At 60.0% G+C, this 26,426-nt stretch carries 25 protein-coding genes; 18 read left to right on the forward strand and 7 right to left on the reverse strand.

Annotation, left to right across the window (positions count from 1 at the left end; all coding sequences use genetic code 11):
* Positions 1-38 precede the first annotated feature (38 nt).
* Complete coding sequence (locus ACR3E0_RS00750) at positions 39-269, forward strand: DUF2798 domain-containing protein (protein ID WP_480475211.1); 231 nt, start codon at positions 39-41, stop codon at positions 267-269.
* Between the two features lie 45 nt (positions 270-314).
* Here ACR3E0_RS00750 and polA read toward each other — a convergent pair whose 3' ends face one another.
* The 4 genes from polA to ACR3E0_RS00770 all read right to left on the reverse strand — a co-directional run bounded on the left by polA (position 315) and on the right by ACR3E0_RS00770 (position 4,578).
* On the reverse strand, positions 315-3,113 hold the full coding sequence (polA, locus tag ACR3E0_RS00755; protein ID WP_480475213.1) for a DNA polymerase I: 2,799 nt from the start codon (positions 3,111-3,113) through the stop codon (positions 315-317).
* Positions 3,114-3,183: 70 nt separating this feature from the next.
* Positions 3,184-3,654, reverse strand: coding sequence for a hypothetical protein (locus ACR3E0_RS00760; protein ID WP_480475215.1), 471 nt, complete (start codon positions 3,652-3,654; stop codon positions 3,184-3,186).
* A 69-nt stretch (positions 3,655-3,723) separates the two neighbouring features.
* Positions 3,724-4,401 (reverse strand): TIGR02117 family protein, encoded by a 678-nt coding sequence (locus ACR3E0_RS00765; protein WP_480475217.1) that lies wholly within the window; start codon positions 4,399-4,401, stop codon positions 3,724-3,726.
* Complete coding sequence (locus tag ACR3E0_RS00770) at positions 4,402-4,578, reverse strand: zinc-finger domain-containing protein (protein ID WP_480475219.1); 177 nt, start codon at positions 4,576-4,578, stop codon at positions 4,402-4,404. It lies immediately after the preceding gene.
* 89 nt (positions 4,579-4,667) lie between these two features.
* Here ACR3E0_RS00770 and ACR3E0_RS00775 point away from each other — a divergent pair, with 89 nt between their 5' ends.
* A complete protein-coding gene (locus tag ACR3E0_RS00775) occupies positions 4,668-5,660 on the forward strand; it encodes an ABC transporter ATP-binding protein (protein WP_480475221.1) in 993 nt (330 codons plus the stop codon).
* Here ACR3E0_RS00775 and ACR3E0_RS00780 read toward each other — a convergent pair.
* Positions 5,657-6,121, reverse strand: coding sequence for a DUF1203 domain-containing protein (locus tag ACR3E0_RS00780; protein WP_480475223.1), 465 nt, complete (start codon positions 6,119-6,121; stop codon positions 5,657-5,659). The two genes, ACR3E0_RS00775 and ACR3E0_RS00780, sit on opposite strands and share 4 nt — an antisense overlap.
* 119 nt (positions 6,122-6,240) lie before the next feature.
* On the opposite strand from ACR3E0_RS00780, the gene ACR3E0_RS00785 reads away from it, so the two are divergent.
* From ACR3E0_RS00785 to ACR3E0_RS00795, 3 genes are all read left to right on the forward strand, one after another.
* Entirely contained in the window at positions 6,241-9,159 is a 2,919-nt protein-coding gene (locus ACR3E0_RS00785; RefSeq protein ID WP_480475225.1) for an error-prone DNA polymerase, read from the forward strand.
* A 48-nt stretch (positions 9,160-9,207) separates the two neighbouring features.
* Positions 9,208-9,621: a group III truncated hemoglobin gene (locus ACR3E0_RS00790; protein ID WP_480475227.1), complete on the forward strand. Its 414-nt coding sequence runs from the start codon at positions 9,208-9,210 to the stop codon at positions 9,619-9,621.
* 142 nt (positions 9,622-9,763) lie between these two features.
* A complete protein-coding gene (locus ACR3E0_RS00795; RefSeq protein WP_480475229.1) occupies positions 9,764-10,720 on the forward strand; it encodes a DMT family transporter in 957 nt (318 codons plus the stop codon).
* A gap of 69 nt (positions 10,721-10,789) precedes the next feature.
* Here ACR3E0_RS00795 and ACR3E0_RS00800 read toward each other — a convergent pair whose 3' ends face one another.
* Positions 10,790-11,902 carry an S-(hydroxymethyl)glutathione dehydrogenase/class III alcohol dehydrogenase gene (locus ACR3E0_RS00800; RefSeq protein WP_480475231.1) on the reverse strand — a complete coding sequence of 371 codons (1,113 nt, stop codon included), beginning with the start codon at positions 11,900-11,902 and terminating at the stop codon, positions 10,790-10,792.
* A gap of 130 nt (positions 11,903-12,032) precedes the next feature.
* Between ACR3E0_RS00800 and ACR3E0_RS00805 the strand changes: the two genes are divergently transcribed.
* Positions 12,033-12,323, forward strand: coding sequence for an I78 family peptidase inhibitor (locus ACR3E0_RS00805; protein WP_480475233.1), 291 nt, complete (start codon positions 12,033-12,035; stop codon positions 12,321-12,323).
* A 68-nt stretch (positions 12,324-12,391) separates the two neighbouring features.
* Positions 12,392-14,044: a Y-family DNA polymerase gene (locus ACR3E0_RS00810; RefSeq protein WP_480475235.1), complete on the forward strand. Its 1,653-nt coding sequence runs from the start codon at positions 12,392-12,394 to the stop codon at positions 14,042-14,044.
* A gap of 3 nt (positions 14,045-14,047) precedes the next feature.
* Here the strand turns inward: ACR3E0_RS00810 and ACR3E0_RS00815 are convergent, their stop codons facing one another.
* Complete coding sequence (locus ACR3E0_RS00815; protein WP_480475237.1) at positions 14,048-14,773, reverse strand: SDR family NAD(P)-dependent oxidoreductase; 726 nt, start codon at positions 14,771-14,773, stop codon at positions 14,048-14,050.
* A gap of 229 nt (positions 14,774-15,002) precedes the next feature.
* Here ACR3E0_RS00815 and ACR3E0_RS00820 point away from each other — a divergent pair, with 229 nt between their 5' ends.
* The 11 genes from ACR3E0_RS00820 (at position 15,003) to ACR3E0_RS00870 (ending at position 26,326) form a co-directional block, all read left to right on the forward strand.
* Positions 15,003-16,334 carry an NAD(P)/FAD-dependent oxidoreductase gene (locus ACR3E0_RS00820; protein ID WP_480475239.1) on the forward strand — a complete coding sequence of 444 codons (1,332 nt, stop codon included), beginning with the start codon at positions 15,003-15,005 and terminating at the stop codon, positions 16,332-16,334.
* Positions 16,288-16,833 carry a hypothetical protein gene (locus ACR3E0_RS00825; protein ID WP_480475241.1) on the forward strand — a complete coding sequence of 182 codons (546 nt, stop codon included), beginning with the start codon at positions 16,288-16,290 and terminating at the stop codon, positions 16,831-16,833. The genes ACR3E0_RS00820 and ACR3E0_RS00825 overlap by 47 nt, the downstream gene beginning before the upstream one ends.
* Positions 16,833-18,056 (forward strand): MFS transporter, encoded by a 1,224-nt coding sequence (locus tag ACR3E0_RS00830; protein WP_480475243.1) that lies wholly within the window; start codon positions 16,833-16,835, stop codon positions 18,054-18,056. Before ACR3E0_RS00825 ends, ACR3E0_RS00830 begins: the two co-directional genes overlap by 1 nt.
* On the forward strand, positions 18,053-18,670 hold the full coding sequence (locus ACR3E0_RS00835) for a DUF3833 domain-containing protein (RefSeq protein WP_480475245.1): 618 nt from the start codon (positions 18,053-18,055) through the stop codon (positions 18,668-18,670). The genes ACR3E0_RS00830 and ACR3E0_RS00835 overlap by 4 nt, the downstream gene beginning before the upstream one ends.
* A complete protein-coding gene (locus tag ACR3E0_RS00840; protein ID WP_480475247.1) occupies positions 18,667-19,209 on the forward strand; it encodes a DUF3833 domain-containing protein in 543 nt (180 codons plus the stop codon). Before ACR3E0_RS00835 ends, ACR3E0_RS00840 begins: the two co-directional genes overlap by 4 nt.
* Before the next feature lie 298 nt (positions 19,210-19,507).
* Positions 19,508-20,608, forward strand: coding sequence for an ABC transporter ATP-binding protein (locus tag ACR3E0_RS00845; protein ID WP_480475249.1), 1,101 nt, complete (start codon positions 19,508-19,510; stop codon positions 20,606-20,608).
* Positions 20,609-20,710: 102 nt separating this feature from the next.
* Complete coding sequence (locus ACR3E0_RS00850; RefSeq protein WP_480475251.1) at positions 20,711-21,802, forward strand: extracellular solute-binding protein; 1,092 nt, start codon at positions 20,711-20,713, stop codon at positions 21,800-21,802.
* Positions 21,803-21,874: 72 nt separating this feature from the next.
* On the forward strand, positions 21,875-23,149 hold the full coding sequence (locus ACR3E0_RS00855; RefSeq protein WP_480475253.1) for an ABC transporter permease: 1,275 nt from the start codon (positions 21,875-21,877) through the stop codon (positions 23,147-23,149).
* A gap of 5 nt (positions 23,150-23,154) precedes the next feature.
* On the forward strand, positions 23,155-24,366 hold the full coding sequence (locus tag ACR3E0_RS00860; RefSeq protein WP_480475255.1) for an ABC transporter permease: 1,212 nt from the start codon (positions 23,155-23,157) through the stop codon (positions 24,364-24,366).
* 160 nt (positions 24,367-24,526) lie between these two features.
* A complete protein-coding gene (locus tag ACR3E0_RS00865) occupies positions 24,527-25,747 on the forward strand; it encodes an aminopeptidase P family protein (RefSeq protein ID WP_480475257.1) in 1,221 nt (406 codons plus the stop codon).
* Positions 25,748-25,927: 180 nt separating this feature from the next.
* Complete coding sequence (locus ACR3E0_RS00870; protein WP_480475259.1) at positions 25,928-26,326, forward strand: hypothetical protein; 399 nt, start codon at positions 25,928-25,930, stop codon at positions 26,324-26,326.
* Positions 26,327-26,426: the final 100 nt, after the last annotated feature.

Below are 26,426 nucleotides of genomic sequence, written 5' to 3' on the forward strand. Positions count from 1 at the left end.
CTGCATATGAAATTACGCCCGCATCAAGGAAGGCTCAGATGATTCCAGCCCGTTTCGCCCCTGTGCTGTTTGGCTTTATCCTGTCGGGTCTGATGTCCTGCATCGTGACCTGCATTGCCACCGTCAAGGAAATCGGGGTGGGCCCGGGCACCTTCTCCAGCTGGATGGGCGCATGGAGCGTCAGCTGGCCGGTGGCATTCATCGTGGTTCTGTTTGCGGCCCCGCTGACCCGCCGCCTGGTGGCCCTTATGGTCAGGCCGCAGGGCTGACCCGCTGCAAAGAGGGCCCGTCGGGCCTGATGCGCAGCGCGGCGGTCAGTGTGCCTCGGCCCAGTTGTCGCCTTGCCCGGCATCCACCACCAGTTTCACATCCAGTTTGACCGCCGGATCGGTTGCACCTTCCATAATGTCCCGCGCGACTGAAACAGTCTGGTCAACCGCATCTTCGGACACTTCGAACAGCAGTTCATCATGCACCTGCAACAGCATTTTGGCTGGCAGCCCGTTGATGGCTTTGGGCATCCGCACCATGGCGCGCCGGATGACATCGGCCGCCGTTCCCTGAATCGGCGCGTTGATTGCTGCGCGGCGGGCGAAACCGGCATGCGGCCCTTTGGCGTTGATCTCGGGCGTGTGGATCTTGCGGCCAAAAAGCGTCTGGACATACCCATGCTCCTTCGCGAAGGAGATGGTGTCGTCCATGTACCTGCGAATGCCGGGGAACCGTTCAAAGTATCGGTCGATAAACCCCTGCGCCTCGGCGCGTGGAATGCGCAGATTGCGCGCCAGACCAAAGCCTGAGATGCCGTAGATCACACCAAAATTGATCGCCTTGGCCTGCCGCCGGACATCCGGCGTCATCTCATCCAAAGGCACGTCGAACATTTCGGACGCGGTCATCGCATGAATGTCCAGACCGTCCGCAAAGGCTTGCTTAAGGGCGGAAATATCCGCGATATGCGCCAGAATCCGCAGCTCGATCTGGCTGTAGTCGAGGCTCACCAGAACATTGCCCGGTTCCGCAATGAACGCCTCGCGGATGCGTCGCCCTTCCTCGGTGCGCACCGGAATGTTCTGCAAGTTCGGATCGGTCGAGGCCAGACGCCCCGTATTCGCCCCGGTGATCGAATAAGACGTGTGTACGCGGCCCGTATCGGGATTGATATGGGTCTGCAGGGCGTCGGTATAGGTCGATTTCAGCTTGCTGAGCTGGCGCCAGTCCAGCACCCGGCGCGGCAGCTCATGCTCGGTCGCGAGGTCCTCAAGAATATCGGCCCCGGTCGAGTACTTCCCGGTCTTGCCCTTTTTGCCGCCTTCCAGCCCCATCTTGTCGAACAGGATTTCGCCCAGCTGTGCTGGCGAGCCAACATTGAAGCTTTCCCCGGCCAGTTCGTGGATTTCAGCCTCTAATCCGGCCATTTTCTGCGCAAAGGCGTTGGACATGCGGCTCAGCACATCACGGTCGACCTTGATGCCATGCATCTCCATCTCGGCCAGCACGGGCACCAGCGGGCGTTCGAGCGTCTCATAAACGGTCGTCACCTGCACCTGATGCAGTTGCGGTTTGAACAGCTTCCAGAGGCGCAGGGTGATATCCGCATCCTCGGCGGCATAGGCCGTTGCCTCATCGATCGGCACCTTGTCAAAGGTGATCGCCGACTTGCCGGACCCCAGCAGGGGTTTGATCGGGATCGGCGTGTGGCTCAGATACCGCTCAGACAGGGTATCCATGCCATGCCCGTGCTCGCCCCCATGCATCGCGTAGGACATCAGCATCGTGTCATCGATGGGCGCCACGTTGATACCGTAGCGGGCAAAGATCTTGGCATCGTACTTCATGTTCTGCCCGATCTTCAGGATCGACGGGTCCTCAAACACCGGCTTCAGCAAAGTCAGCACTTCATCCAGAGGCATTTGCCCTTCGGCCAGCGCATCCGATCCAAACAGATCATCGCTTGCGCCTTCACGGTGGATCAGGGGGATGTAACAGGCCTCGCCCGCCTCGATGCACAGAGAGATGCCGACCAGATCGGCGATCATTTCATTCAGACCGGTGGTTTCCGTGTCCACCGCGACCCAGCCGCGTTCATAGGTCTGGTCGATCCATTTCTGCAGGGCCGCCGCATCCCGCACACACTCGTATTTCGACGCATCGAAGGGGATGGCTTCGGCCTCAGCATCTTCGACAACCGGGGCGGGCGCGTCGGCGATCACCGGCGCCTCGACGCCCAGTTTGTCCGCAATCCGCTTGGTGAGCGTGCGAAACTCCATCTCGGCCAGAAAACTCATCAGCGTATCCGGCTCGGGGTCTTTCACCTCGAGATCGTCCAGCGTGAAATCCAGCGGTGTCTGCTCGTCCAGTTGGACCAGCCTTTTCGACAGCTCGATCTGATCGCGTTTTTCGATCAGCGTCTGGCGGCGCTTGGGTTGCTTGATTTCTTCCGCGCGGTCCAGCAGCGACTCCAAATCTCCGAATTCGTTGATCAACAGCGCCGCGGTCTTGACCCCGATCCCCGGGGCACCCGGCACATTATCCACGCTGTCACCAGCCAATGCCTGCACATCGACCACGCGTTCCGGTCCGACGCCGAACTTCTCGATCACACCATCGCGGTCGATGCGCTTGTTCTTCATCGCATCCAGCATTTCCACACCATCGCCGACCAGCTGCATCAAATCCTTGTCGGAGCTGACAATCGTGACACGCCCACCGGCGTCACGGGCCTGAACGGCCAGGGTCGCGATGATGTCGTCGGCCTCGTACCCCTCCAATTCCTTGCAGGCGATGTTGAAGGCTTGCGTCGCCTGGCGGGTCAGGGGCATCTGCGGGCGCAGGTCCTCGGGCATCGCCTCGCGGTTGGCCTTGTATAGGTCGTACAGGTCGTTGCGGAACGTATGTGATCCCTTGTCAAAGATCACGGCCACATGGGTTGGGGCATCCGGTCCGGTGTTCCCGTCCACATATTTCTGCAGCATGTTGCAAAAGCCCGACACCGCTCCAATCGGCAACCCGTCCGATTTGCGCGTGAGTGGCGGCAGGGCGTGATATGCCCGAAAAATAAAGGCCGATCCGTCGATCAGATGCAGATGACATCCTTTTCCGAATTCACTCATGCGCCCTCTCCCTGTCAGTCAGAAACGGTTCTGCCACAGGGCCGAGCGGGTGGCCAGTCAAGAACGCAGCCTAGCCGCCAAACAGGCCGGTGAAAACATCCGAGAAACTGTTGAGCAGCGCCATGATGACCAGCACGCCCAAAACCGCAAAGAACGCCCAGGCAAAGAACTGGAACAGGATTGCGCCGGTGCCGATCACGATACCGGCTACGGCCGGGCGCATTTTCTCGTGGCGCAAAAGGCCAACAGCAGACAGAACAATTGCGATACCGCCCAGCATCGCGACACCGATGCGCAGGAAGTCATCCATATCCCGCGCCCGCGCCACGGGTTCCGGTTGTTCCAATCCGGCCGCCGCGCGCAGTGTGGACTTACCGAGTTCCGCCGCGAGTTCCCCCAACGAGACACCCGTGGACTGCTGTGGTGCAAATGGTCCTGCCCAGAAAACGAACAAAGCCGCCAGCAGTGCAATTGCCGCCACAAGAAATCCAATCCAGCCAAAAACAGGTCTGTGGTAGTCTGTTGCAGAAACATCGGTCATAAAGGCTATTCTCCCGGTCGCGCGGCGTGAGTATCATCAAAACAGGGCAAGACTTGGGCGCCCCTCCCGCTATTGCGATTGATAGAGCCAGTGGGACAGGGTGACCGAATAGGGCAGCGGAACCCAGGACCCGAAGCGCACATCAGCGGCGCGCAGCATTCGCCCGATCCAGACATTGCAGGTTTGAAACAGGTTGAACGTCCCCCGGGCAGCAAAGAACCGGTCGGTCGCGGAGAATCCGGGCGCGTTCAGAGGCATCAGCCGACCTTGGTCTGATCTGGCAAAGCTGGCCCCAATTTCCTCCAGAAACCGTGCGAACTGTGCCTGGTTCATCCGGATCCCAGGCAAGTCCAGGCCCGCCGGCAGCGGACCAACCACATCGGTTCTGAGAACGGACCGGTCGCCCGTCAAACCCTTGAACACCGCGTCCAAGGCGACATCCGAATACCTCCCGGTTGTTGTGTAAAATTCCTGCGCGCCCCAACCAACCAGGAGCCAATGTGCCTCTGGCCGATCCAAAGGGACACCTGCCGCGTTGAGATCGTCCAGCCTTTCGCGCGCCTCGGCGGTCAATGGAATGAGAAAGTCATAGTGGATGGGTCCGCGGATCAGGCGAACCTCCACCATGTCCGCGCCATTTGCCTGGTGACCAGACCCGGGAACGATGGCCCCGATGAGAGCAGCCAGAAAGTAGATTGGCAGAACGGAAAACAAGCCAGCGGCGGTCCCCAGAACCGCCTTTCGCATTTAACCGGCCTCATGCCCTTTCAGCACGTATTTACAGTCGCAATACGGGCATTCGACCCAACCAATGTCCTCGGGGATTTGCAGCCAGACGCGCGGATGGCCCAATGCGCCTTCGCCGCCGTCACAGGCGACGCGGGTTTGCTCAACGATCTTGGTTTCCGGCGCTTCGATAGTCACGGCTGGCGATCCTTCACTGGTTGTCGGCCTCGCGGGCATGCATTAGGTGCGTTTATGGGCGATGAGCAAACCGGGGGCAAGGGCCACAAATGACAGAAGCAGCGATCAAAATCGAAGGTTTGCGCAAAACCTACCGCGGCAGTAAAGGTCAACCGGAAAAGCAGGCTTTGAAGGGCGTCGATCTGACCGTTCCGCGCGGGTCGGTTTTTGGTTTGCTGGGTCCCAACGGGGCCGGAAAATCGACCCTGATCAACATCCTGGCGGGATTGGTGGTCAAATCCGCCGGTCGCGTATCGATCTGGGGTTTCGATCAGGATCAGAGCCCACGCCAGTCTCGTGCCGCCATCGGTGTGATGCCGCAGGAGTTGAACCTCGATCCGTTCTTCACCCCACGCGGAGCGCTGGAGGTGCAGGCCGGTCTGTATGGCGTGCCGAAATCCGAACGGCGCAGCGAAGAGATTCTGGAGCTTGTGGGTCTCAGCGACAAAGCCGAAGCCTATGCGCGAACTCTGTCCGGCGGCATGCGACGGCGGCTGTTGCTCGCCAAGGCGCTGGTGCACCACCCGAAGATCCTCGTGCTGGACGAGCCCACCGCTGGCGTTGATATCGAGCTGCGACAGATGCTCTGGGCCAATGTGCGCAAGCTGAACGAACAGGGCATGACGATCATCCTTACGACGCATTACCTGGAAGAAGCGCAGGAGATGTGCGACGAGATCGCCATCATCAATCACGGCGAGAAGATCGCACAGGACAGCACGGCCAATCTGCTGGACCGGATGGACAGTCGGACCATGGTGATTGTCCCGGATGGGCCGATTTCCGACTTGCCCGATGCAGGGGGCGTCACCGCCTCATTGCGCGACGATGACAGCCTGGTTCTGCAATACCACAGCAAGTCCACAAGCGCCGAACAGGTCCTGGAATCCGTCCGGAGCGCTGGCATCCGCATCCGGGACGTGCGCACGGAAGAGGCGGATCTTGAGGATGTGTTCCTCGCCCTCACGTCTGCCCGCGCGGATGACCCCCCGGCTGACGATCAGGATCAGCCGCGTCGGGGGGTACATCGCGTCAAGCTTTAGGTGCGGTCGATCCGAGCCTGATAGCAGTTGTTTCGGGCGGAGCGCACATGGATATAGGCCACGTCAGGGCGCTCAAAGATGCCTTCGATTGCTGCACTCATCTGATCTGTCGGCGTCACGATTCCGGTGCCGTAGACGATGCGATCGTTGGCACCGTAGCCCTTGATCAGATAGTCGGGCGACGAGGTCAGAATATCCGGCAGGTCTTCATCTGTGTGCCGTTCGCATGGGTCCGCACACAAGAATATTGGCCCGGTTTCCGCGTAAGGATGTGTCTCTGAAAAAGGCCTATGGGCCAATATCAGCATCTCGGCACCTTCGGGGATGTTCTTCAGACAGTGTCGGCACGGGTTGCCGGCCCCGGTCGAAATGGCTCGTTCCGGCGGTGTCCCATACGCATCCGGTGCGCCGGCCTGATAGGCGCGGACCTCTTTGGTGGGCAAGGCGGTGATCTTGTACATTTCAGGTCTCCTTCTTGGACCCAACATGCCCGTCCAGCAGTGCCCAAACGACCCGTTTCCTGCGCAATGACGCAAAGGACTCGAAAAAGAACAAAACGTGAATATAATAGGGAATCGTCATGTATGCCGAACTGTCGATCACGTCGAACTTCACCTTCCTCACCGGGGCCTCTCACCCCGAGGAGTATATGGAGCGTGCGGTCACCCTCGGCCTGCCCGCCATTGCGATTGCCGATGACAACTCGGTCGCCGGGATCGTTCGCGCCCACACGCAAGGGCGCGAGATCGCCCGCAAGGTGCGGGAACGGCTGGAATGGGAGGCGCAGAATACCCTGATCGGCCCGCCCTGTCCCGATCACATCCCCAAACCGCCCTCCTATCCCGTCTATGCGGTGCCACGCCTGATCCCGGCAGCGCGTCTGATCTTCACCGACGCGCCCACGGTCACCGCCCTGCCCCTGAACCGGCAGGGCTGGGCCAACCTGTGCCGTATCCTGTCCGCAGGTCGCCTGCGCGCCGAGAAAGGCGACTGCATCCTGCACCTGTCGGACCTGCTGGAGTTCTCCGACGGTCTCCATCTGCTGCTCTGGCCACAGACGAACCGGTCGCAGGGCGGCACGGACGCATGGCGGACACAGGCACAACAGCTGGCGCGCCGCTTTGCCGGGCGGATGCATCTGTTGGTACACCCCCGCTACGATGGCGCAGACAGTGCTTTTTTCTCTTTGTTAGAGACTGAATCCAAACATCTCAACCTCCCCACCCTCGCCAGCGCCACGCCGCTGATGCATCACGGGGCCCGCCGCAAGCTGGCCGATGTAGTGACAGCCATCCGTCTGCGCCGAAAGGTGGATGAACTGGGCCGCGAGGCCCTGGCCAATGGGGAACAGCGCCTGCGATCCGAGGTCGAGATGCTGCGCATCTTCAAAGGTCATGAAGGTGCCGTGGCCCGGGCTCATGAACTCAGCGAACAGCTCAGCTTTTCGCTCGGCGAACTGCGATATGAATATCCCAACGAAGGCAGCGAACAGGAAACCCCGACCCAGCGCCTGCACCGTCTGGCGTATGCAGGATTGGCATGGCGCTATCCGGAAGGGGCGTCGGACAAGGTCAAGAAGATGCTGACCCATGAGCTCACCCTCATCGGCAAGCTGAAATACGAACCTTACTTTCTGACTGTTCGCGACATCGTCACCTTCGCCCGCTCACGCGACATCCTGTGCCAGGGGCGCGGATCGGCGGCCAATTCGGTGGTCTGCTTCTGCCTCGGCATCACCGAGGTGAGCCCCGAGATGGGTACGATGGTGTTCGAACGTTTCGTGTCCGAAGCGCGGGATGAGCCGCCCGATATCGACGTGGATTTCGAGCATGAACGCCGCGAGGAAGTGATTCAGCACATCTATGACCGCTACAGGCGGGAACGCGCTGGTATTTGTGCTACGGTCGTCCATTACCGCGGCAAGCGCGCCATCCGCGAAGTCGGGCGCGCCATGGGCCTGACAGAGGACACGATTGCGGGGCTCAGTTCGCAGCTCTGGGGCTTTTTTTCAGCCGAAGGGCTTGAGGCGCAGCGAATGCGCGAGATCGGTCTTGATCCCGATGATCACCGCCTGAAACAGACTCTATCCCTGGTCTATGAGATCGACGGCTTCCCCCGTCACCTGTCTCAGCATGTTGGTGGATTCGTTATCACCGAAGGGCGATTGGACGAACTCGTCCCCATCGAAAACGCCACCATGGAGGGTCGCACTGTCATCTGCTGGGACAAGGACGATATCGACAGCCTTGGCATCCTCAAGGTCGATGTGCTGAGTCTCGGAATGCTGACCTGCATCCGCAAGGCATTCGACCTGATCCACCAGCATCATCATACAGCTTATACGCTGGCCACTTTGCCGCCTGGGGATTCCAAGGTTTATGACATGCTGTGCAAGGCCGACAGTATCGGCGTGTTTCAGGTGGAAAGCCGCGCGCAGATGAACTTCCTCCCCCGGATGAAACCGCGCAATTTCTATGATCTGGTGATCGAGGTTGCCATCATCCGCCCCGGCCCCATTCAGGGCGACATGGTCCATCCCTATATTCGGCGGCGGAATGGCGAAGAACCGGTTGTCTTTCCTTCGGATGAACTGGGCGAGGTGCTGGGCAAGACCATGGGCGTACCATTGTTTCAGGAACAGGCGATGCAGATCGCCATTGTCGGCGCGGGGTTCACCCCGGAACAGGCGGACCGGTTGCGCCGCTCGCTGGCGACGTTCAAGAAGCACGGCAATGTCAGCGAATTCCGCGCGCTGTTCCTGCGTGGCATGAAGCGCAACGGGTATGAGGACGACTTTGCCGAGCGCTGCTTTTCGCAGATCGAAGGGTTCGGCTCTTACGGTTTCCCCGAAAGCCACGCGGCCAGCTTTGCGCTGCTGGTCTATGCCTCGGCCTGGATCAAGTGCCACCACCCGGGCATCTTCGCCTGCGCCCTGCTGAACTCGCAGCCGATGGGCTTCTATGCGCCCGCACAGATCGTTCGGGATGCGCGTGAGCATGGGGTGCAGGTCCGTCCGGTCTGCATCAATGCCAGCTTCTGGGACAATGTGATGGAGCCGGACGGCCATGGCGGGCTGGCCCTGCGGCTGGGGTTCCGCCAGATCAAGGGCCTCAGCGAGGAAGACGCCAGCTGGCTGACCGCCGCGCGCGGCAATGGCTACACCCAGGTCGACGATGTCTGGCGCCGCGCGGGGCTGGGCCCGTCCGTGATCGAAAGGCTGGCCGAGGCCGATGCCTTTGCCGCCTGCGACCTGACCCGGCGCGAGGCGCTGTGGCAGGCCAAGGCAATTGCGACCGCCAAACCTCTGCCGCTGTTCTCGCAGGATCTGGAGGGCGAGGCGCTGGACGAGCCCGAAGCCTACCTGCCGCAGATGACATTGGGCGAGCAGGTGGTCGAGGATTACGTGGCCACCCGCCTCAGCCTGCGCGCGCATCCGGTCGCCTTGCTGCGGCATCTGCTGACACCGGATGGGCGCGACAAAACCACCCCTGTCACCTGACGCCAGAACGACCTATCTGCCCAAAACAGAGTCGAAATTCAGGCCCCTATGACCAGACCCACCCTTCCCCCGCGCTTTCCCGCGACGCCCGAGCAGATCAACGCGCAGGTCCGCGCCTTTTACGCCCGCGTGCGGCAGGATGCGGTACTGGGCCCCGTTTTTAACAAACATGTCCATGACTGGCCCGCCCATGAGGACAAGATCGCCGCCTTCTGGCGCAACGCCATCCTGTTCGAACGCAGCTATGACGGCAATCCGCAACGGGTCCATATCGAACGGCCCGATGTGAAACCCGAAATGTTCGCCCATTGGCTGGACCTGTTCGAAGAGGTCGCCGCCCAAACCCTGCCCCATGAGACAGCCGTCCCTTGGGTCGCGCTGGCCCGCCGTATCGGTGTTGGGATGAAGGCGGGCGTGCAATCGGCAAGACAGCCCAAGGACGCGCCTCCGATCCTGCGTTGATCCCACAACATGGCAGCTTTGCATGTTAGCGGTAAAATAGGGACTATGCGGGCCTGCTAAATGGGTTTACTCAGGGGCAAGACAGCCCCTTTTGGCTGGAACGGCACAGTGCCACCACACCGACATCACCCGAGGCCAGACCATGAGCACTCAAAACACCACCCTCCGGGGACTTGGGTTCGCGTTTCTTGGATTCGCGGTCTTTGCCAGCCATGACGCACTGATCAAGGTGCTGGGCGGGACCTATTCGGTGCTGCAGATCATCTTTTTCGCGACCCTGTTTTCCTTTGTGCCCATGGCGGTCACGATTCTGGCTGACCGCACGACCGACAACTTTGTGCCCCGCCATCCGTGGCTGGTGATGCTGCGGTCGGGTCTGATGGTGACAGGCATGTCCTGTGCGTTTTATGCCTTTTCGGTTCTGCCTCTGGCCGAGGTCTATTCGCTGCTGTTTTCCTTCCCCCTGATCGTCACTGTCCTGTCGATCCCGATACTGGGCGAGGTGGTGCGTGCCCAGCGCTGGGCGGCCGTCGGCGCCGGGCTGATCGGGGTGCTGATCGTATTGCGACCCGGAACGACGGATATCACTCTGGGTCATCTGGCCGCTTTGACCGCCGCCTTCTGCAGTGCATTTGCGTCGGTGCTGGTGCGCAAAATCGGGAATGAGGAACGATCCGCTGTTTTGATCCTGTATCCGATGTTGCTGGCAATCCTGATCATGAGCCTCGCGCAACCGGTCGTGTATCAACCGCCGTCGCTGTTGCATCTGGCGATGATGGCGCTGGTCGGCGTTTTTTCGGTCATCGCTCAGCACCTGATCATTCTGGCTTATCGTGCAGCTCCGGCAGGGGTGGTTGCACCCAGCCAGTACAGTCAGATCGTCTGGGCAACAATTTTCGGCGCAGTGTTCTTCGGGGAAACGCCTGATGTCTGGGTCGCCGTCGGCGCAGGCATCATCATCGCGTCCGGTGTGTTCGTGGTGTGGCGTGAAAGCCGGGCAAACGTTTCGCCGAACAAACCCGTTCTGCGGGTCCGCTCGCCACGGGCCGACACCGGCGCGACCGCAAGACCGTCACCGCAATCGGATGACAAGACCTGAAACAAGAAACGGCGCGTTATCAAACGCGCCGCTATTCTCATAAACCGCCGTTCTTGGAGACTGTAGTCGTCAGTAAACCACAACCGACCGGATGCTCTCGCCCCGGTGCATCAGGTCAAACCCGTGGTTGATGTCGTCCAGACCCATGGTATGGGTGATCATCGGGTCGATCTCGATCTTGCCGTCCATGTACCAGTCGACGATCTTGGGCACATCGGTACGGCCACGTGCGCCGCCAAAGGCGGTGCCGCGCCAGGACCGGCCGGTGACCAGTTGGAACGGGCGGGTCGAGATTTCGGCACCGGCAGGGGCCACACCGATGATGATCGACTCACCCCAGCCCTTATGCGCCGATTCCAATGCGTCGCGCATCACACCGACGTTGCCGGTGGCGTCAAAAGTATAGTCCGCACCGCCCTTGGTCAGGTTGACCAGATACGGAACCAGATCGCCCTCGACCTCTTTAGGGTTCACGAAATCAGTCATGCCGAACGCCGTGGCCATGTTGACCTTGGACGGGTTCAGATCAACGCCGACGATCTGGTCGGCCCCGGCCAGACGCAGGCCCTGGATCACGTTCAGACCGATACCGCCCAGACCAAAGACGATGGCACGGCTGCCAATCTCGACCTTGGCCGTGTTGATCACAGCGCCAATACCCGTGGTCACGCCGCAGCCGATATAGCAGATCTTGTCGAAAGGCGCGTCTTCGCGCACCTTGGCCAGCGCGATTTCCGGCAGAACCGTGTGGTTCGAAAAGGTTGAACAGCCCATGTAGTGCAGGATCGGATCGCCATCCAAGGTCGAGAACCGAGACGTGCCATCAGGCATCAGCCCCTTGCCCTGCGTTTCGCGGATCGCCTGACACAGGTTGGTCTTGGGGTGCAGACAGTATTCACACTCACGGCATTCAGGGGTGTAGAGCGGAATTACGTGATCACCGGGCTTCAGGCTGGTCACGCCCGGGCCGACCTCGACCACGACGCCCGCGCCTTCGTGCCCCAGAATCGCGGGGAACAGGCCTTCGGGATCTGCACCCGACAGGGTGAATTCGTCAGTGTGGCAAATACCAGTAGCTTTAATCTCAACCAGAACCTCCCCCGCTTTGGGGCCTTCGAGGTTCACATCCATCACTTCCAACGGTTTGCCCGCCTGAACGGCAACGGCGGCACGGGTACGCATTGTCCACTTCTCCCTGCTAATTTTGACCCGACCCTGCGTCAAATACAGGGTGTTTTCAACTGCGCTTTGATGACAGGCTGGCTAAATGTTTGATATTGCAGAAGCGACATTGCCTGAAAGAGGAACGCCAATGTACCGATTTTTTCCGATCCTTGCCCTTGTGGCGGCGTGTGCTGAAACATCACCTGCGCCCGAAGATGCTGCGCTGCCGCCCGAGCCTGCTCCGGTTGACTTGGCTTTTTGCAAGGGTGAGGCTTTTGCAGGTTCTGTTGGCCAGCCGGTGTCGTCCATTCAAGCCGATTTGCCGGAACGGTCGCGCGTTCTGGGTCCCAATGATATTGCGACGCAGGATTATCGCATCGACCGCCTGAATGTGTATGTCAACGAGACCGGAGACATCCAGCGGCTGACCTGCGGATAAGGGCAGACTCGACTCGGGGTGTGATTCTCGCTTAAGAACAAAGTAAGAACATTTGCGATGTCTGCCCGATGCCCAAACGCCGAATACTTTCGCTCTGGTTCCCGCGTCTGGGGGCTGAACGGCTGGTCCGCGCCGCGCGCGGCCTGCAGGACGGGCCGTTGGCCGTGGTGGCAGAACAATCGAATATGCAGGTCGTCACCTCGCTGAACGCCGATGCTCAGGCCGCCGGTCTGCGCGTCGGTCAGCCGGTGCGCGACGCCCATGCCATGTGTGCCGCCCTTGTCACCCGCCCTCGCAATGCCCCGGCCGAGGCCGCGTTCCTGACCGCGTTGCGCCGCTGGGCGGGCAAATTCAGTCCCTGGGTGGCCGAAGAGGCTCCGGACGGGCTGATCGTCGACCTGTCTGGCTGCTCTCATCTGTTCGGAGGCGAGCAAGCCTTGCTGAGCGTCCTTGAAACCGACTGTGCCGATATGGGTCTGAGCGTGCAGATGGGCATCGCCGACACGCTGGGCGCGGCCTGGGCACTGGCGCGCTATGCAGGGCAAGAGGCCACATCCGACCGCACCGGTGATGCCATCAGTCAGGAGGCCCGCGCCACCCGTGCCCGGGCCACTAAACGGCGGCACTGGACCAAAGGCGGGGCCGCGCCTCAGGTGATGGCCCTGGGTGGCGGGGCACGCATCGCGCCGCCGGGGCAGGCCTATGGCGCGCTCAGCCCCCTGCCCATCGCGGCACTGCGGCTTGAGGATCAGATCGTGACGCAACTGAACCGGCTGGGCCTGCGCCGGATCGGCGATCTGCTGGGACAGCCCCGCGCCTCTCTGGCCCGACGGTTCGGGCGCGAGCTGGTGCTGCGACTGGATCAGGCGATCGGCAGCACGCCCGAGCCGGTGTCACCCGCCCGTCCACCGCATCATTTTGCGGTACGGATGACCCTGCCCAATCCAATCGGGCTGATCGAGGACATGATGGCTGCCATCGACCGAGTACTGCCAACGCTGTGCGACAAGCTGGAAGAAAAGGGGCGCGGCGTCCGTACTCTGCGGCTCGAGGCGCATCGCACGGATCAGGCGGCTGAGATTATCGAGGTGGGTCTGGCGCGTCCGACCCATGATAAACACCGTATTCGCCCTTTGTTAGAGATGAAAATCGATAAGATCGATGCAGGCTATGGCATTGACATGCTGCGGCTTGAAGCGGTGCAGACCGAGCCCATACACGCCCGGACCCGCACCGGCCATGCCGAGGCCCGCAACGCCGCCCGCAATCGCATCAAGGGCAGTATAGGCCTAGAAGACCTGATCGGAAAACTGGGCGCACGGGTGGGGTTGGAGGCGATCACAAGGCGACACCCGGCAGCCTCCAACATCCCTGAGAAAACCGCGCAGACGCTGGCCGCCGCCTGGTCGGATCCCGCAAAAGACTGGCCTGCCCCGCCGCGCCCGCGGCCGCTGCAGATGTGGCAGCCCGAGCCGGTTATGGCTCCGGAAACTGCGGATGTCCCGATTGCATTCCGCTGGCGCGGGCGAGACTGGCAGATGGCACAGGCCACCGGCCCGGAACGGATCGCGCCGGAATGGTGGCTGGACGACCCCAACTGGCGCAGCGGGGTGCGGGATTACTGGGTGGTGGTGACCGAACAAGGGGAGCGGCTATGGCTGTTTTACGGCCATGGCGGCACCATGTCAGCGGGCTGGTTCTGTCAGGGACAGTTTGGTTAGAGTCTATTTTCCGCGATACACCAGCAAATCCGGCAGGAAATCGATCAGCCGGATCACCCACGAAAACGGAGCCGGGAAATCGGTGCGGAACCGGCGGCGGGACATTGCCTTGACCACACGGTCTGCCGCATCTTCGGGTGTCATCAGCATCGGCATCTTGAAGTCATTCTTCTCGGTCAGCCGGGTCTTGATAAAACCCGGATTGACGATCCGCACCGTCACGCCCGTTCCGGCCAGATCATGCCGCATGGTCTCGGCCAGTGAAATCAGCGCGGCCTTGCTGGATCCGTACCCGATGGCTGCAGGCAAGCCGTGATACCCCGCAAGGGAGCCGATGAGCGTAATCTCTCCCCGACCGGCCCGAACAAAGCCCGGAACCGTTTCCCCCAGAACCCGCAGGGCGCCGGTGTAGTTCACATCACTCATCGCCAGCGCAGCCTCGGTGTCCCAATCCGTCGTCCGCATCGGATCATAGGCCCCGGCATTATAGACCAACCCGTCCACCTCACCGGCATAGACCACGGCACGGCGGACAGCTGTCAGATCGGTCACGTCGAACGGGACTGCACGCGCATCGGGCAACGCCTCGCAAATCTCGGCCAGACGGTCGGCATTGCGCGCCGATAGGACCAGTTTGGCGCCCTGACCGCTCAACGCTTCGGCCAGCGCCCGGCCCAGCCCCTCGCTGGCGCCGATGATCCAATAGGTCTTTCCGCTGAAAATGCTCATCTTCTGGCTATCCGGGATGCCGTGCGGAACACGGCCCGACACTTTCTAGGCTTCACTTCAGTCATCGTATGAATTTTACGAACGCGCAACACGGCTGGATCACGTTGACAGCGCAGGAAAACCCGAACGCAGGCCCGGATGCTGCGGCGGGGAAATTAATCTTGGCTGATTGATCCGCGCCCAAACCTGATACGTATCCCCTTGTAAAATGTCGCACAAAGAGGATCACATGTTCGACGAAACACGGGGCGTACGTAAAAAAATCGCAATTGTAGGTGCAGGCATTTCGGGTTTATCCGCAGCTTACTATCTATCCGAAGACCACGATATCACCGTATATGAGGCTGAACCGCGTCTGGGCGGACACGCCCGGACGGTTATGGCAGGCAAAAACGGGGACCAGCCGGTGGACACCGGCTTTATCGTTTTCAACTATGCCACCTACCCTTATCTGACAAAACTGTTCGAAGAGCTGAATGTACCCGTCGTCAAAAGCGAAATGAGCTTTGGCGCGACCATCGATAACGGACGTATCGAATACGGCCTGAACAACCTGCGCACGCTGACCGCCCAAAAGCGCAATCTGGCGCGCCCCTCCTATTACAAAATGATCGCCGATATCCTGCGTTTCAGCCGCGAAGCACCGGATGCGGCGAAGGACGACGATACCACGATTGGCGAGCTTGTGGACCAGATGCGCCTGGGCCATTGGTTCCGCCACAACTACCTGATGCCGATGTGTGGCGCGATCTGGTCCACTCCCACCGAGTTCGTTGATCAGTTTCCCGCCCGCTCGCTGGTGCAGTTCTTCCGAAACCACGCCCTTTTGGCCAGCGGCCGCGCGAAGCAGCATCAGTGGTGGACGGTCAAGGGCGGCAGCATCGAATATGTCCGCCGGATCGACGCCGCCCTTCGTGCACGCGGATGCGACATCCGACTTGCCAGCCCGGTTGACAGCGTTCGGCGCGACGACGTTGGCGTGACCGTGACAAGCCATGGCCAGGACGACGAGTTCGACGAGATCATTCTGGCCACGCATTCCGACCAGTCGCTGGCTATTCTGGGTCAACACGCAACCGCCGAAGAAGCCGCCGCCCTGGGTGCGATCCGCTATCAGCCAAACTCTGCCGTCCTGCATTGCGACCCGGCACAAATGCCCAAGCGGCGCGCGTGCTGGTCCAGCTGGACCTACCGCTCCCACGCGGGAAATGTCGGCGTCACCTACTGGATGAACCGGCTTCAGAATATCCCGGACAGCGATCCGTTATTTGTCACGCTCAACGCCGCGTCGGACATTCCCAAGGATAAAATCTACGATCAGGTCGAATTCGCCCATCCGGTGTTCGACAAGGCCGCACTGCGTGCGCAAGGGCAGATCCGGGATATGCAGGGACAAAACAGAACCTGGTTCGCCGGAGCCTATAACCGACACGGGTTTCACGAAGACGGGATTGCCAGTGCAATGCATGTCGTCGACCTGCTGAAAGGCACCCCGCAAACTTTCGGAGCTGAAAATGGCGTTCTTGAAAAAGACCCGGCCATACCTGTTGCGGCCGAATAACCAAAGCTGGCGCGCTGCGCTGCTTTCGCTTGTGCTGCTGGCCCCGGGTGGGCTGGCGGCCTCCCCGCTGGACAGTGAGCTCAGTGATCCCAAACTGCTCGGCAGTTCCACGTTTCGCTTTCTTGGACTGCCGCTTTACGACGCCAAGCTCTACACGCCCGGAGGCGCCCCGTTCAGTTGGAATGAGGATTTCGGGCTTCTGCTAACGTATCGCAAGAGCCTCACGCAAAAGGCTCTGGTCAACTCGACCCTGGAAGAGATGGATCGGCAGGGAAACAGCGCACCCGTTCGCGGACAGCTAGAGACATGCTTTAAGGCCGTCAGCAAAGGCGACAGCTACCTCGCCATTTCCGAAGGACCCGACAAAGTGGGCTTCTGGCGGAACGGCGCGCAGACCTGCACATTGTCAAACCCGGGCATCAAACGTGCCTTCATGTCGATTTTCCTGGGCAGCGACACGCGATCCGCAGGCTTTACACAACAATTGAAGGGGCAGTGATGCTGTACCCGCGTGTCAGCCTCTATGCGCTGATGCTCGCTGCGGCGGGTATTCCGCTGTATATCCACCTGCCACGCTTTGCGGCGGTGAATCTGGGCATCAGTCTGGGCGTGATCGGAACAGTACTGCTGGTGATCCGGCTGGTCGATCTGGTGCAGGACCCGCTGATCGGATGGGCAATTGACCGGTGGCCCAAGGGTCAGATCCTGTTCGCTGCGGTCGCCGCCATTGGTCTGGCCGTTGGTTTTCCCTTGCTGTTTTCCCTGCCCCAAGACGCCAGCCTGACCGCTCTGGTCGCCATTCTTGTCCTGTTGTTTTCGGCCTACAGCCTTGGCGCGATCCTGCTCTATGGACGCAGCGCCACTTTGGCCAAGCGTCCCGAGCCCAAAGAGTTGATGACGCTCGCAGCCTACCGCGAAGGCGGGCAGTTGGCCGGGGTTGTGATTGCCGCAAGTGCACCGGCGCTGTTCGTGGCATTTGGTGCGCAAGCGCAAGGCTACCCGGCCTTTGGCCTGTTTCTGGGCCTTCTGGCCATCCTGACGTTGATCCTGACTTTCCCGATGTGGCGCCGCACACCGATCACCGGGGACAGCCTGTCCTTCGCCGGGCTGGGTCAGGCCGGGGCCTTGCGCCTGCTGGGGTTGGCGCTGGTCAACAGCCTGCCGGTTGCGATCACATCCACCTTGTTCCTGTTCTTCGTCGAGGACCGGTTGCAACTGCCGGGAAAAGCCGGCCCGCTGCTGATCCTGTTCTTTCTGAGCGCGGGCGCCAGCGTGCCGCTCTGGGCAAGGCTCAGCAACCGGATCGGGCCAAAGCGCACCCTGATCATCGCGATGCCCCTGTCGATTGCAGGATTTATCGGCGCCGCGACACTGGCCGCCGGAAACTTGTCGGGTTTCGCACTGATTTGCATCGCGTCAGGCGCGGCCCTCGGGGCGGACATGGTGGTTCTGCCCGCCATGTTCTCGGTGGTGCTGACACGGGCCGGCCTGAACGCCTCGGCGGCGTTTGGTGTCTGGTCATTTGCCGGCAAGCTGGGCCTCGCCCTGGCTGCCTTTTTTACCCTGCCGTTGCTTGAACGCAGCGGTTTCTCACCCGGTCAAACCAATTCCGCACAGGCGCTGGACACACTCAATCTGGCATATGCCGTGTTGCCCTGCATTCTCAAGCTTGGGGCGTTTGGAATGGTGCTGACCCTGCCTACAGAGGTCGCGAACAAATGAATGTCGTTGTCATTATCTTACTGGCCCTCCTCGCTGCCATCATCGCGAAGAGTCGCCTAATGAGTTTTCGGTCCCAATCCCCGTCGGACTATTCCGGGACCGGGCCGGAGTTCTCACTCCAGAAACATCTGAACGGCGAAATCCTGTCCGAAGGTCTGATCTATGGACCCAATGCAAAGATGTCGAACAGCTTTGTCGCGCGAATGGTCGGCGAATGGAAAGGGAACTCGGGTACTCTGGCCGAGTATTTCACCTATTCCAACGGCAAAAAGATGACCCGCAAATGGTACCTGACCATGGGCACCGGCAACACTTTCACGGCAACCGCTGATGACATCGTGGGTGAAGGCAAAGGCACGATTTCGGGGTCGACGGTCAAACTGACCTATCGGATCATCCTGCCGAAGGATGCCGGCGGTCACACGCTCGACGTCACCGACTGGATGTATCTGACCGAAAACGGGTCAATCATGAATCGGTCCGAAATGCGCAAATTCGGTCTCAAGGTGGCCGAACTGGTTGCCACAATGCGACCGGCCCCCAAGGTCAAGCCGGTGCATCTGAATGGCGCCAACGGTTATGATGCCGCCTCGGAAGGACGGCCGCTGCAATGATCTCCTATCGGTCTTTCATCACTATCATCGCTGTCGCCGGACTGACGATCCTGGCGGCCTGCTCCGCCAAGCCGCGCATTCCGGACACGTTCCTCTCCGACCGGAAACTGAACCTCGAAGAGTTCTTCGAAGGTAAAACCGTTGCCTACGGTCAGTTCCAGGATGTTTTGGGCAATGTCCCGCGCCGCTTTTCCGTCGACATTGACGGCACATGGGACGGTGAGACGCTGACACTGGTCGAAGACTTCCTGTATGATGACGGCGCGACGGAACAGCGTATCTGGACGTTGACCAAGACCGGCGAAGACACCTGGACCGGAACCGCACCGGGTGTGCTTGGAACCGCGACCGGGATCGAGCGGGGCGATACCTTCAACTGGAAATACAAGATCGACCTGCCGGTCAAAGACGGCACCATGCGGGTGAATTTCGATGACTGGATGTGGCTGCTGGAAGATGATCGCCTGCTGAACCGCGCCTATGTCTCGCGCTTTGGGGTTCGCCTAGGCGAGGTCATCCTGTTTTTCGAAAAGAAGTGATCCTGCAGACCGCTTGACGACTGCAGGAAACGATTTCTGAGCTTTACGAACCTCAGAACTCTGGTGGCGATCCCACGTATCGAGGCGACTATCGGCAAACCGGTCCCGTCCTCCAATCAAAGTTTGGCCTAGCATATGTCACGCCTCAATATGTCGCAAACATGAGGTGAAGAGGCGCTTTGCACGGCTCCGATGCTTTACTGGTCTGCGAGCATTTGTTAGCGTTTTGCGAAATGCATGAGATGATCAGATGAAATCCGCGCGTACCGGATAATCGTCTGGCAAAACAGGGGGTCTTGTGGCCGACACATCTAGCGACACCGCGTTTGTCGAGTTTCAACGCGTTCAAAAGTCTTATGACGGCGAAAACCTCGTTGTAAAAGACCTCAATCTGGCAATGCCCAAGGGAGAGTTTTTGACAATGCTCGGCCCTTCCGGGTCAGGAAAGACAACCTGTCTCATGATGCTTGCCGGGTTCGAAACGGCCACTCACGGTGAGATTCTGCTGGACGGGCATCCCATCAACAACATCCCGCCTCACAAGCGCGGAATTGGCATGGTGTTTCAGAACTACGCCCTGTTCCCGCATATGACCGTGGCCGAGAACCTGTCCTTTCCGCTGGAAGTCCGCAAGCTGGACAGATCCACGCGTGAGGCCAAGGTGAAACGGGCGCTGGACATGGTTCAGATGGGGGCCTTTGGCGGTCGTCGTCCGGCACAACTGTCCGGGGGACAACAGCAACGGATCGCGCTGGCCCGCGCGCTGGTGTTCGAGCCCGAACTGGTGCTGATGGACGAGCCGCTGGGCGCATTGGACAAACAGCTGCGCGAGCATATGCAGTTTGAAATCACCCGGCTTGCACATGAATTGGGTATCACGACCGTCTATGTGACCCATGACCAGACCGAAGCTCTGACTATGTCGGACCGTGTCGCCGTCTTCGATGACGGGCGCATTCAGCAGCTGGCGCCGCCGGATCAGCTGTACGAGGAACCGGAAAACAGTTTCGTGGCGCAGTTCATTGGCGAGAACAACACCATGGAAGGTGTGGTAAAGTCCATCGATGGCGAGACCTGCCTCGTACAACTGGATGACGGGTCCGAGATCGACGCGGTGCCGATCAATGTCCACAACCCCGGCGAACGTACAAAGGTATCGATCCGGCCCGAGCGTGTTGAGTTCAACAAGGACCGCCTGCATGCCGATGCGCATACGTTGAAGGCTACGGTCAAAGAATTCATCTACATGGGAGATGTGTTCCGGTTCCGCATGTCCGTTGCAGGCAATGAGGACTTCATTGTCAAAACACGGAACGCCCCCGATGCCGTCCGACTGCAACCCGGCCAAGAGATCGATATCGGTTGGCTGGCCAAGGATTGCCGTGCGCTTGACGCATAGGCCTTGCCGCGCAGCAAAAGCGCGGCTCCACCGAGGGACCGGCTGGTGAAAACCCGTGCGCCAGCTGACCAAATACAAAACGGGATGTACTGGGAGTAACACATGAAACCAACTAAAACTCTGCTGACGGCAGCTGTGCTGGCAACTGCGGCTGGTGGCGTTTCGGCCCAAGAGATGACCATCGTGTCGTGGGGCGGCGCCTATTCCAAATCGCAGCTCAAAGCCTATCACGAGCCCTATTCGGAAAAGACCGGCGTCACCATTCTGAACGATGACAGCTCGAACGAAGCGGTCGCCAAGCTGCGGGCCATGAACGAAGCGGGCAACATCACCTGGGATGTGGTTGATGTTGTGGCAGCGGACGCGATTCGCCTGTGCGACGAAGGCTTGGCGATGGAGATCGACTTTGACACCATGCTGGCCCCGGCGCCGGACGGCACACCAGCATCTGAGGATTTCGGAGACCTGCTGGTCAGCGACTGCTTTATCCCGCAGATCGTGTATTCCACCACGTTCGGCTATCGCACCGATCTGGTTGGTGACACCCCGCCGACAGATGTCTGTGCTGTCTTCGATCTGGAAGCCTATCCGGGCAAGCGGTCACTTGAGAAGCGTCCGATCAACAACATGGAATGGGCCTTGCTGTGTGATGGCGTGGCCAAGGATGACGTCTATGACGTTCTGGCCACTCCGGAAGGTCAGGATCAGGCATTGGCCAAGCTCGACACCATCAAAGACAGCGTTGTCTGGTGGTCGGCAGGTGCGGACACCCCGCAGCTTCTGGCGGATGGCGAAGTCATCATGGGCTCGACCTATAATGGTCGTCTGTTCAGCGTGATCGAAGAGCAGAACCAGCCCGTCGCCATGCTGTGGGATGCGCAGGTGTTCGATCTGGACGGCTGGATCATCCCCGCCGGCCTGAGCGAAGAGCGTACACAGCAGGCGCTGGACTACATCATGTTCGCAACCGACACCCAGCGTCTGGCGGATCAGGCCAAGTGGATCTCCTACGGTCCGGCCCGTGCCTCGTCGGCTCCGCTGGTCGGTCAGCATGCCGAGCTGGGTATCGAGATGGCACCGCACATGCCGACCGATCCGGAAAACGCCAAGAACACGTTCCTATATAACTACGAGTTCTGGGCGGATTACCGTGACGACATCGACGCCAAGTTCCAGGCGTGGCTGGCGCAATAAGCGTTTGCTGATCTGATACAATCGTCGGGGGCGGTGCGCCGCCCCCTGACCCAAAAAACCCAAGGGGCACCGATGACTGACGCAAGCCAAAACGCAGGACCCATGCTGGCGGCGGACGGAACGCCGCTCAAGCAATCGCTGGCACGTTCTTTGCGGCGGCAGAAGTTGCGCGCTCTGTTACTGGTTGCCCCCCTTCTTTTATTCGTTCTGTTCTCATTCATCGTGCCGATTGCTTCGATGCTGTTCCGGTCCGTGGAAAACAGTATCGTGGAAGAGACACTGCCCCTGACAGTCGAGGCACTGCAAAGTTGGGATGAAACCAGCGGTGAATTGCCGGATGAAGCTGTCTATGATGCCTTTGTCCGCGACATGGTTGTGGCCGTCGACAACAAAACCCACACCCGATTGGGTTCGCGTCTGAACTATGAAGAAACCGGTATGTCTTCGATGTTCCGACGCTCGGGCCGGAGCTTGGGAAAACTGGACCCCGAAACCGACGGTCCGTTCAAGGAACAACTGATCGAGATTCACGACGGCTGGGGCGATCCGCAGACCTGGGCCGTGATCAAGACACATTCACCACAGATCACCAACGGCTACTTCCTGAACGCGGTCGATATGCAACGCACACCGGAAGGTGCGCAGGCCCAACCCGAAGACAAGCAGATCCTAATCAAGCTATTCGGTCGCACCTTGTTCATGTCGCTGGTCATTACCGGGGCCTGTATCCTGCTGGCCTATCCGGTCAGCTACCTGCTGGCGACGCTGCCGATGCGGGTGTCGAACCTGCTGATGATCCTTGTCCTGTTACCGTTCTGGACATCCCTACTGGTGCGAACCTCAGCGTGGAAGGTGATGCTGCAACAACAGGGGGTGATCAATGACACGCTGGTCTGGCTCGGGCTGGTCGCGGATGAATCGCGGCTGATCATCATCAACAATCAGATCGGCACAATCACTGCGATGACACACATCCTGCTGCCCTTCATGATCCTGCCCATGTATTCGGTGATGCAGACCATCCCGCCCTCGTATACCCGCGCGGCGAAGTCGATGGGCGCAACCAACTGGACGACCTTTTGGCGGATCTATTTCCCGCAATCCATTCCGGGCATCGGCGCGGGTTCAATCCTCGTGTTCATTCTGGCCATTGGGTACTACATCACGCCGGAAATCGTCGGTGGCACCAAGGGCGTGTTTATCTCGAACCGGATCGCCTATCACATCTCGTCCTCGCTGAACTGGGGACTGGCGGCTGCGCTGGGGACGATCCTGCTGGGCGTCGTGCTGTTGCTCTACTGGGTCTACGACAAGATCGTGGGCATCGATAACGTGAAGCTGGGATAACCGACATGGCCGCACTGACACCCATATCCCGCAAACCTCTGTCCATGGTCCTGCCCAGCGTTGCGCTGGCCGGCGCCTTTGCCGGCATCTTTGTCGGCGCAGGTAACGGCGCGGTCCTGCCCGGAATACTGGGCGGAGCGGTTCTGATCGCCGCGATTGCCTGGGTCTATATCGCCGTCGTGAAAAACGAGAGGCTCGCACGCTGGATCAATATTCTGGGCTTTGGCCTCGCCGGCTTCCTGTTCTCCGGGCTGATGGGCGGTCTTCTCGGCCTGTTGGGCGGCTGGTTCTTTGTCTGGTTCATCTACTGGCTCTACGAAGGCCGTTACCGCCGGAAACTGCTGCCCTATCTGACCGGGCGGCAGGTGTTCAATCACTATCTGTTCCGGGTGATCTGCGGCGCAGTCTTTGTGTTCCTGATCACGCCGATTCTTGTGGTGTTGCCACTGTCCTTCAATGCGCAGGATTTCTTTACCTTCACGCCCGAGATGCTGCGGCTGGACCCCGAGGGGTATTCGCTGAAGCATTACCGGGACTTCTTCACCAACAACGAATGGCAGCGCAGTTTCAGGAACTCGCTGATCATTGCGCCGATCGCAACCGTGATTTCGGTGACGCTTGGCACTCTGGCCGCCATCGGTCTGAGCCAGTCTCATGTGCCCGGACGGCGTGCGATCATGGGTATCCTTATTTCCCCCATGATCGTGCCGCTGATCATCTCGGCAACGGGCATGTTCTTTTTCTACAGCGACATCGGCCGTTTTCTCGAAGGCACGCTGGGCATGAATAAGAACTTCGTGGGCTACCTGAAGGTGATCCTGGCCCACGCAGTCCTTGGTATTCCCTTTGTGATCATCACCGTGACCGCCACTTTGGTGGGTTTCGACAGGTCCCTGACGCGCGCTGCTGCAAACATGGGTGCCGGGCCGGTGCGGACCTTTTTCAAGATCCAGATGCCGCTGATCCTGCCGGGCGTGATCTCGGGCGGATTGTTCGCGTTCATCACGTCCTTCGACGAAGTGGTCGTCGTCCTCTTTGTGGGTTCCGCCAGCCAGAAAACCCTGCCGTGGCAGATGTTCACCGGCCTGCGTGAACAGATCAGCCCGACCATTCTGGCGGTTGCGACAATCCTGGTGGTGCTGTCCATCGCGCTGCTGACCACGGTCGAGCTGTTGCGGCGGCGTTCGGAACGTCTGCGGGGGCTTTCCCCCGCTTGACGGAGCAACCCGACTGATCTAACGATTCACCCGTCCAACCTTGCTGCGATGGCGTCGCGGAGCGACAGGGTTGATCGGCTCTCGGACCCCGAGACCGCCTGTCCTGAACGCCGGGACAAGTGGCCGGGTTTGCCGCCCGGCAAACATGAGAGACCTTGTGATGACAGACACAACAAAACGCCCCGAATTCTTTACCTGCCACAACGGCGAAAAGGCCCCGCTGCCGTTCAGCAAGGGTGAATACGACCGCCGTCTGAGCAAGCTGCGCGCGATCATGGCCCAGCACGATATCCCCGCCGTATTGCTGACCTCGATGCAGAACATCGCCTACTATTCGGGCTTTCTCTATTGCTCTTTCGGTCGCCCTTATGGCTGCGTTGTCACGCAGGATGCCTGCACCACCGTATCCGCCAATATCGATGCCGGTCAGCCGTGGCGGCGCTCGGTCGAAGACAACGTCATCTACACCGATTGGAAGCGCGACAATTACTGGCGCGCGGTGGCCAGCCTGATCGGCGGTGCCAAACGGATTGGTATCGAAGGCGACCACATGACCTTGGCGGCGCGCAATACGGCGCTGGACATGTTGGGCGGGCCAGAGCTGATCGATATTGCGCCTGATACGATGTTCGCCCGCATGGTGAAATCGGCGGAAGAGATTGAACTGATCAAAGGCGGCGCACGTACCGCAGACGTGGGCGGGGCCGCCATCCAAGCAGCGATCCGCGAGGGTGCAACCGAGATCGAGATCGCCATGGCCGGGCGCGACGCGATGGAGGCGGAGATTGCCCGCGCCTACCCCGATGCCGAATACCGCGACACATGGGTCTGGTTCCAGTCCGGGCTGAACACCGACGGCGCCCATAACCCGGTCACCAAACGCGCGCTGCAAAAGGGCGATATCCTGTCGCTGAACACTTTCCCGATGATCTCGGGCTATTACACAGCGCTGGAACGCACCCTGTTTCTCGGCGAGCCGGACGCCGAAAGCCTGCGCATCTGGAAGGCCAACGTGGCCGCGCATGAACTGGGTCTGAGCCTGATCAAACCCGGTGCCACCTGCTCGGGCATCACCGCCGAGATCAATCGGTTCTTTGCTGATGAAGGTCTGCTGCAATACCGTTCCTTCGGGTATGGCCATTCCTTCGGCATCCTCAGCCACTATTACGGGCGCGAGGCCGGTCTGGAACTGCGCGAGGATATCGACACGGTGCTTGAACCCGGCATGGTCGTCTCAATCGAACCGATGCTCTGGATCCCTGAAGGCCAGCCCGGTGCGGGCGGCTATCGCGAACATGACATTCTGGTGGTCGGTGAAGACGGGGCCGAAAACATCACAGGGTTCCCGTACGGACCCGGCCACAACGTGATCGGCGCCTGATCTTTGGGTGGGGCCGCAGGGCCCCATCCTTTCCACGGCGGAAACCCATGACGTGCCGTGTCCTCGGCACACCCTAGTCCGGTCAATTGGGGCCGTTTGGGTGTTATTTGGTTGCCCTCGGCAGGGGTCATCTGTGCTAGGTCTGGTTGCGACAAACGCCAACCGTAAAGGGAGCGCACCATGAAACTGAGCACACGGGCCGTCGCCATTTTTCTTCTCGCCATCGGCACACTGCCTGCCGCAGCCGACACCGATCCCTGGGCTGGCTTGTATCAGGCCATCGATCCAAATGATGGCTCAACCAACTATATGTCCATCGTTCCGGTCGAAAACGAGGAATACGTGCTGCATGTCTCGGTTTCGGATCACGCAAAATGCGGCTCGCCCGCTGTCATCGTGGCTTCGGCCAGCGTGCAACAAGACAAACTCCTCCGGGAAAACGCTCAGTTGCAGTGCCAGGGCTCCGAGTCCATGGAACATTCGGACGCCACGTATGAACTGGATAGAAACAACGGGATAATAACGCTCACAGCGCCATTTGACGGGCGTGTTCTGTATTATCACCGGCTAAGCGACTAAGGCAGAGCAGCGTAGCACGCTAAAGAAGCCTTAATTTACCGAACAGCCGAACCTCATTGGCAGGACCCATCTCTGAAACCGAGAGTTGGCCGCAATGCCA

The sequence above is a fragment of the Ruegeria sp. AJ12 genome, from assembly GCF_056536245.1.

What these genes read in the sequence shown, in the direction of transcription:
- ACR3E0_RS00750 (WP_480475211.1), top strand. Translation starts at nt 39, where the DNA reads ATGATTCCAGCCCGTTTCGCCCCTGTGCTGTTTGGCTTTATCCTGTCG.
- polA (WP_480475213.1), bottom strand. Translation starts at nt 3,113, where the DNA reads ATGAGTGAATTCGGAAAAGGATGTCATCTGCATCTGATCGACGGATCG.
- ACR3E0_RS00760 (WP_480475215.1), bottom strand. Translation starts at nt 3,654, where the DNA reads ATGACCGATGTTTCTGCAACAGACTACCACAGACCTGTTTTTGGCTGG.
- ACR3E0_RS00765 (WP_480475217.1), bottom strand. Translation starts at nt 4,401, where the DNA reads ATGCGAAAGGCGGTTCTGGGGACCGCCGCTGGCTTGTTTTCCGTTCTG.
- ACR3E0_RS00775 (WP_480475221.1), top strand. Translation starts at nt 4,668, where the DNA reads ATGACAGAAGCAGCGATCAAAATCGAAGGTTTGCGCAAAACCTACCGC.
- ACR3E0_RS00780 (WP_480475223.1), bottom strand. Translation starts at nt 6,121, where the DNA reads ATGTACAAGATCACCGCCTTGCCCACCAAAGAGGTCCGCGCCTATCAG.
- ACR3E0_RS00785 (WP_480475225.1), top strand. Translation starts at nt 6,241, where the DNA reads ATGTATGCCGAACTGTCGATCACGTCGAACTTCACCTTCCTCACCGGG.
- ACR3E0_RS00790 (WP_480475227.1), top strand. Translation starts at nt 9,208, where the DNA reads ATGACCAGACCCACCCTTCCCCCGCGCTTTCCCGCGACGCCCGAGCAG.
- ACR3E0_RS00795 (WP_480475229.1), top strand. Translation starts at nt 9,764, where the DNA reads ATGAGCACTCAAAACACCACCCTCCGGGGACTTGGGTTCGCGTTTCTT.
- ACR3E0_RS00800 (WP_480475231.1), bottom strand. Translation starts at nt 11,902, where the DNA reads ATGCGTACCCGTGCCGCCGTTGCCGTTCAGGCGGGCAAACCGTTGGAA.
- ACR3E0_RS00805 (WP_480475233.1), top strand. Translation starts at nt 12,033, where the DNA reads ATGTACCGATTTTTTCCGATCCTTGCCCTTGTGGCGGCGTGTGCTGAA.
- ACR3E0_RS00810 (WP_480475235.1), top strand. Translation starts at nt 12,392, where the DNA reads ATGCCCAAACGCCGAATACTTTCGCTCTGGTTCCCGCGTCTGGGGGCT.
- ACR3E0_RS00815 (WP_480475237.1), bottom strand. Translation starts at nt 14,773, where the DNA reads ATGAGCATTTTCAGCGGAAAGACCTATTGGATCATCGGCGCCAGCGAG.
- ACR3E0_RS00820 (WP_480475239.1), top strand. Translation starts at nt 15,003, where the DNA reads ATGTTCGACGAAACACGGGGCGTACGTAAAAAAATCGCAATTGTAGGT.
- ACR3E0_RS00825 (WP_480475241.1), top strand. Translation starts at nt 16,288, where the DNA reads ATGGCGTTCTTGAAAAAGACCCGGCCATACCTGTTGCGGCCGAATAAC.
- ACR3E0_RS00830 (WP_480475243.1), top strand. Translation starts at nt 16,833, where the DNA reads ATGCTGTACCCGCGTGTCAGCCTCTATGCGCTGATGCTCGCTGCGGCG.
- ACR3E0_RS00835 (WP_480475245.1), top strand. Translation starts at nt 18,053, where the DNA reads ATGAATGTCGTTGTCATTATCTTACTGGCCCTCCTCGCTGCCATCATC.
- ACR3E0_RS00840 (WP_480475247.1), top strand. Translation starts at nt 18,667, where the DNA reads ATGATCTCCTATCGGTCTTTCATCACTATCATCGCTGTCGCCGGACTG.
- ACR3E0_RS00850 (WP_480475251.1), top strand. Translation starts at nt 20,711, where the DNA reads ATGAAACCAACTAAAACTCTGCTGACGGCAGCTGTGCTGGCAACTGCG.
- ACR3E0_RS00855 (WP_480475253.1), top strand. Translation starts at nt 21,875, where the DNA reads ATGACTGACGCAAGCCAAAACGCAGGACCCATGCTGGCGGCGGACGGA.
- ACR3E0_RS00860 (WP_480475255.1), top strand. Translation starts at nt 23,155, where the DNA reads ATGGCCGCACTGACACCCATATCCCGCAAACCTCTGTCCATGGTCCTG.
- ACR3E0_RS00865 (WP_480475257.1), top strand. Translation starts at nt 24,527, where the DNA reads ATGACAGACACAACAAAACGCCCCGAATTCTTTACCTGCCACAACGGC.
- ACR3E0_RS00870 (WP_480475259.1), top strand. Translation starts at nt 25,928, where the DNA reads ATGAAACTGAGCACACGGGCCGTCGCCATTTTTCTTCTCGCCATCGGC.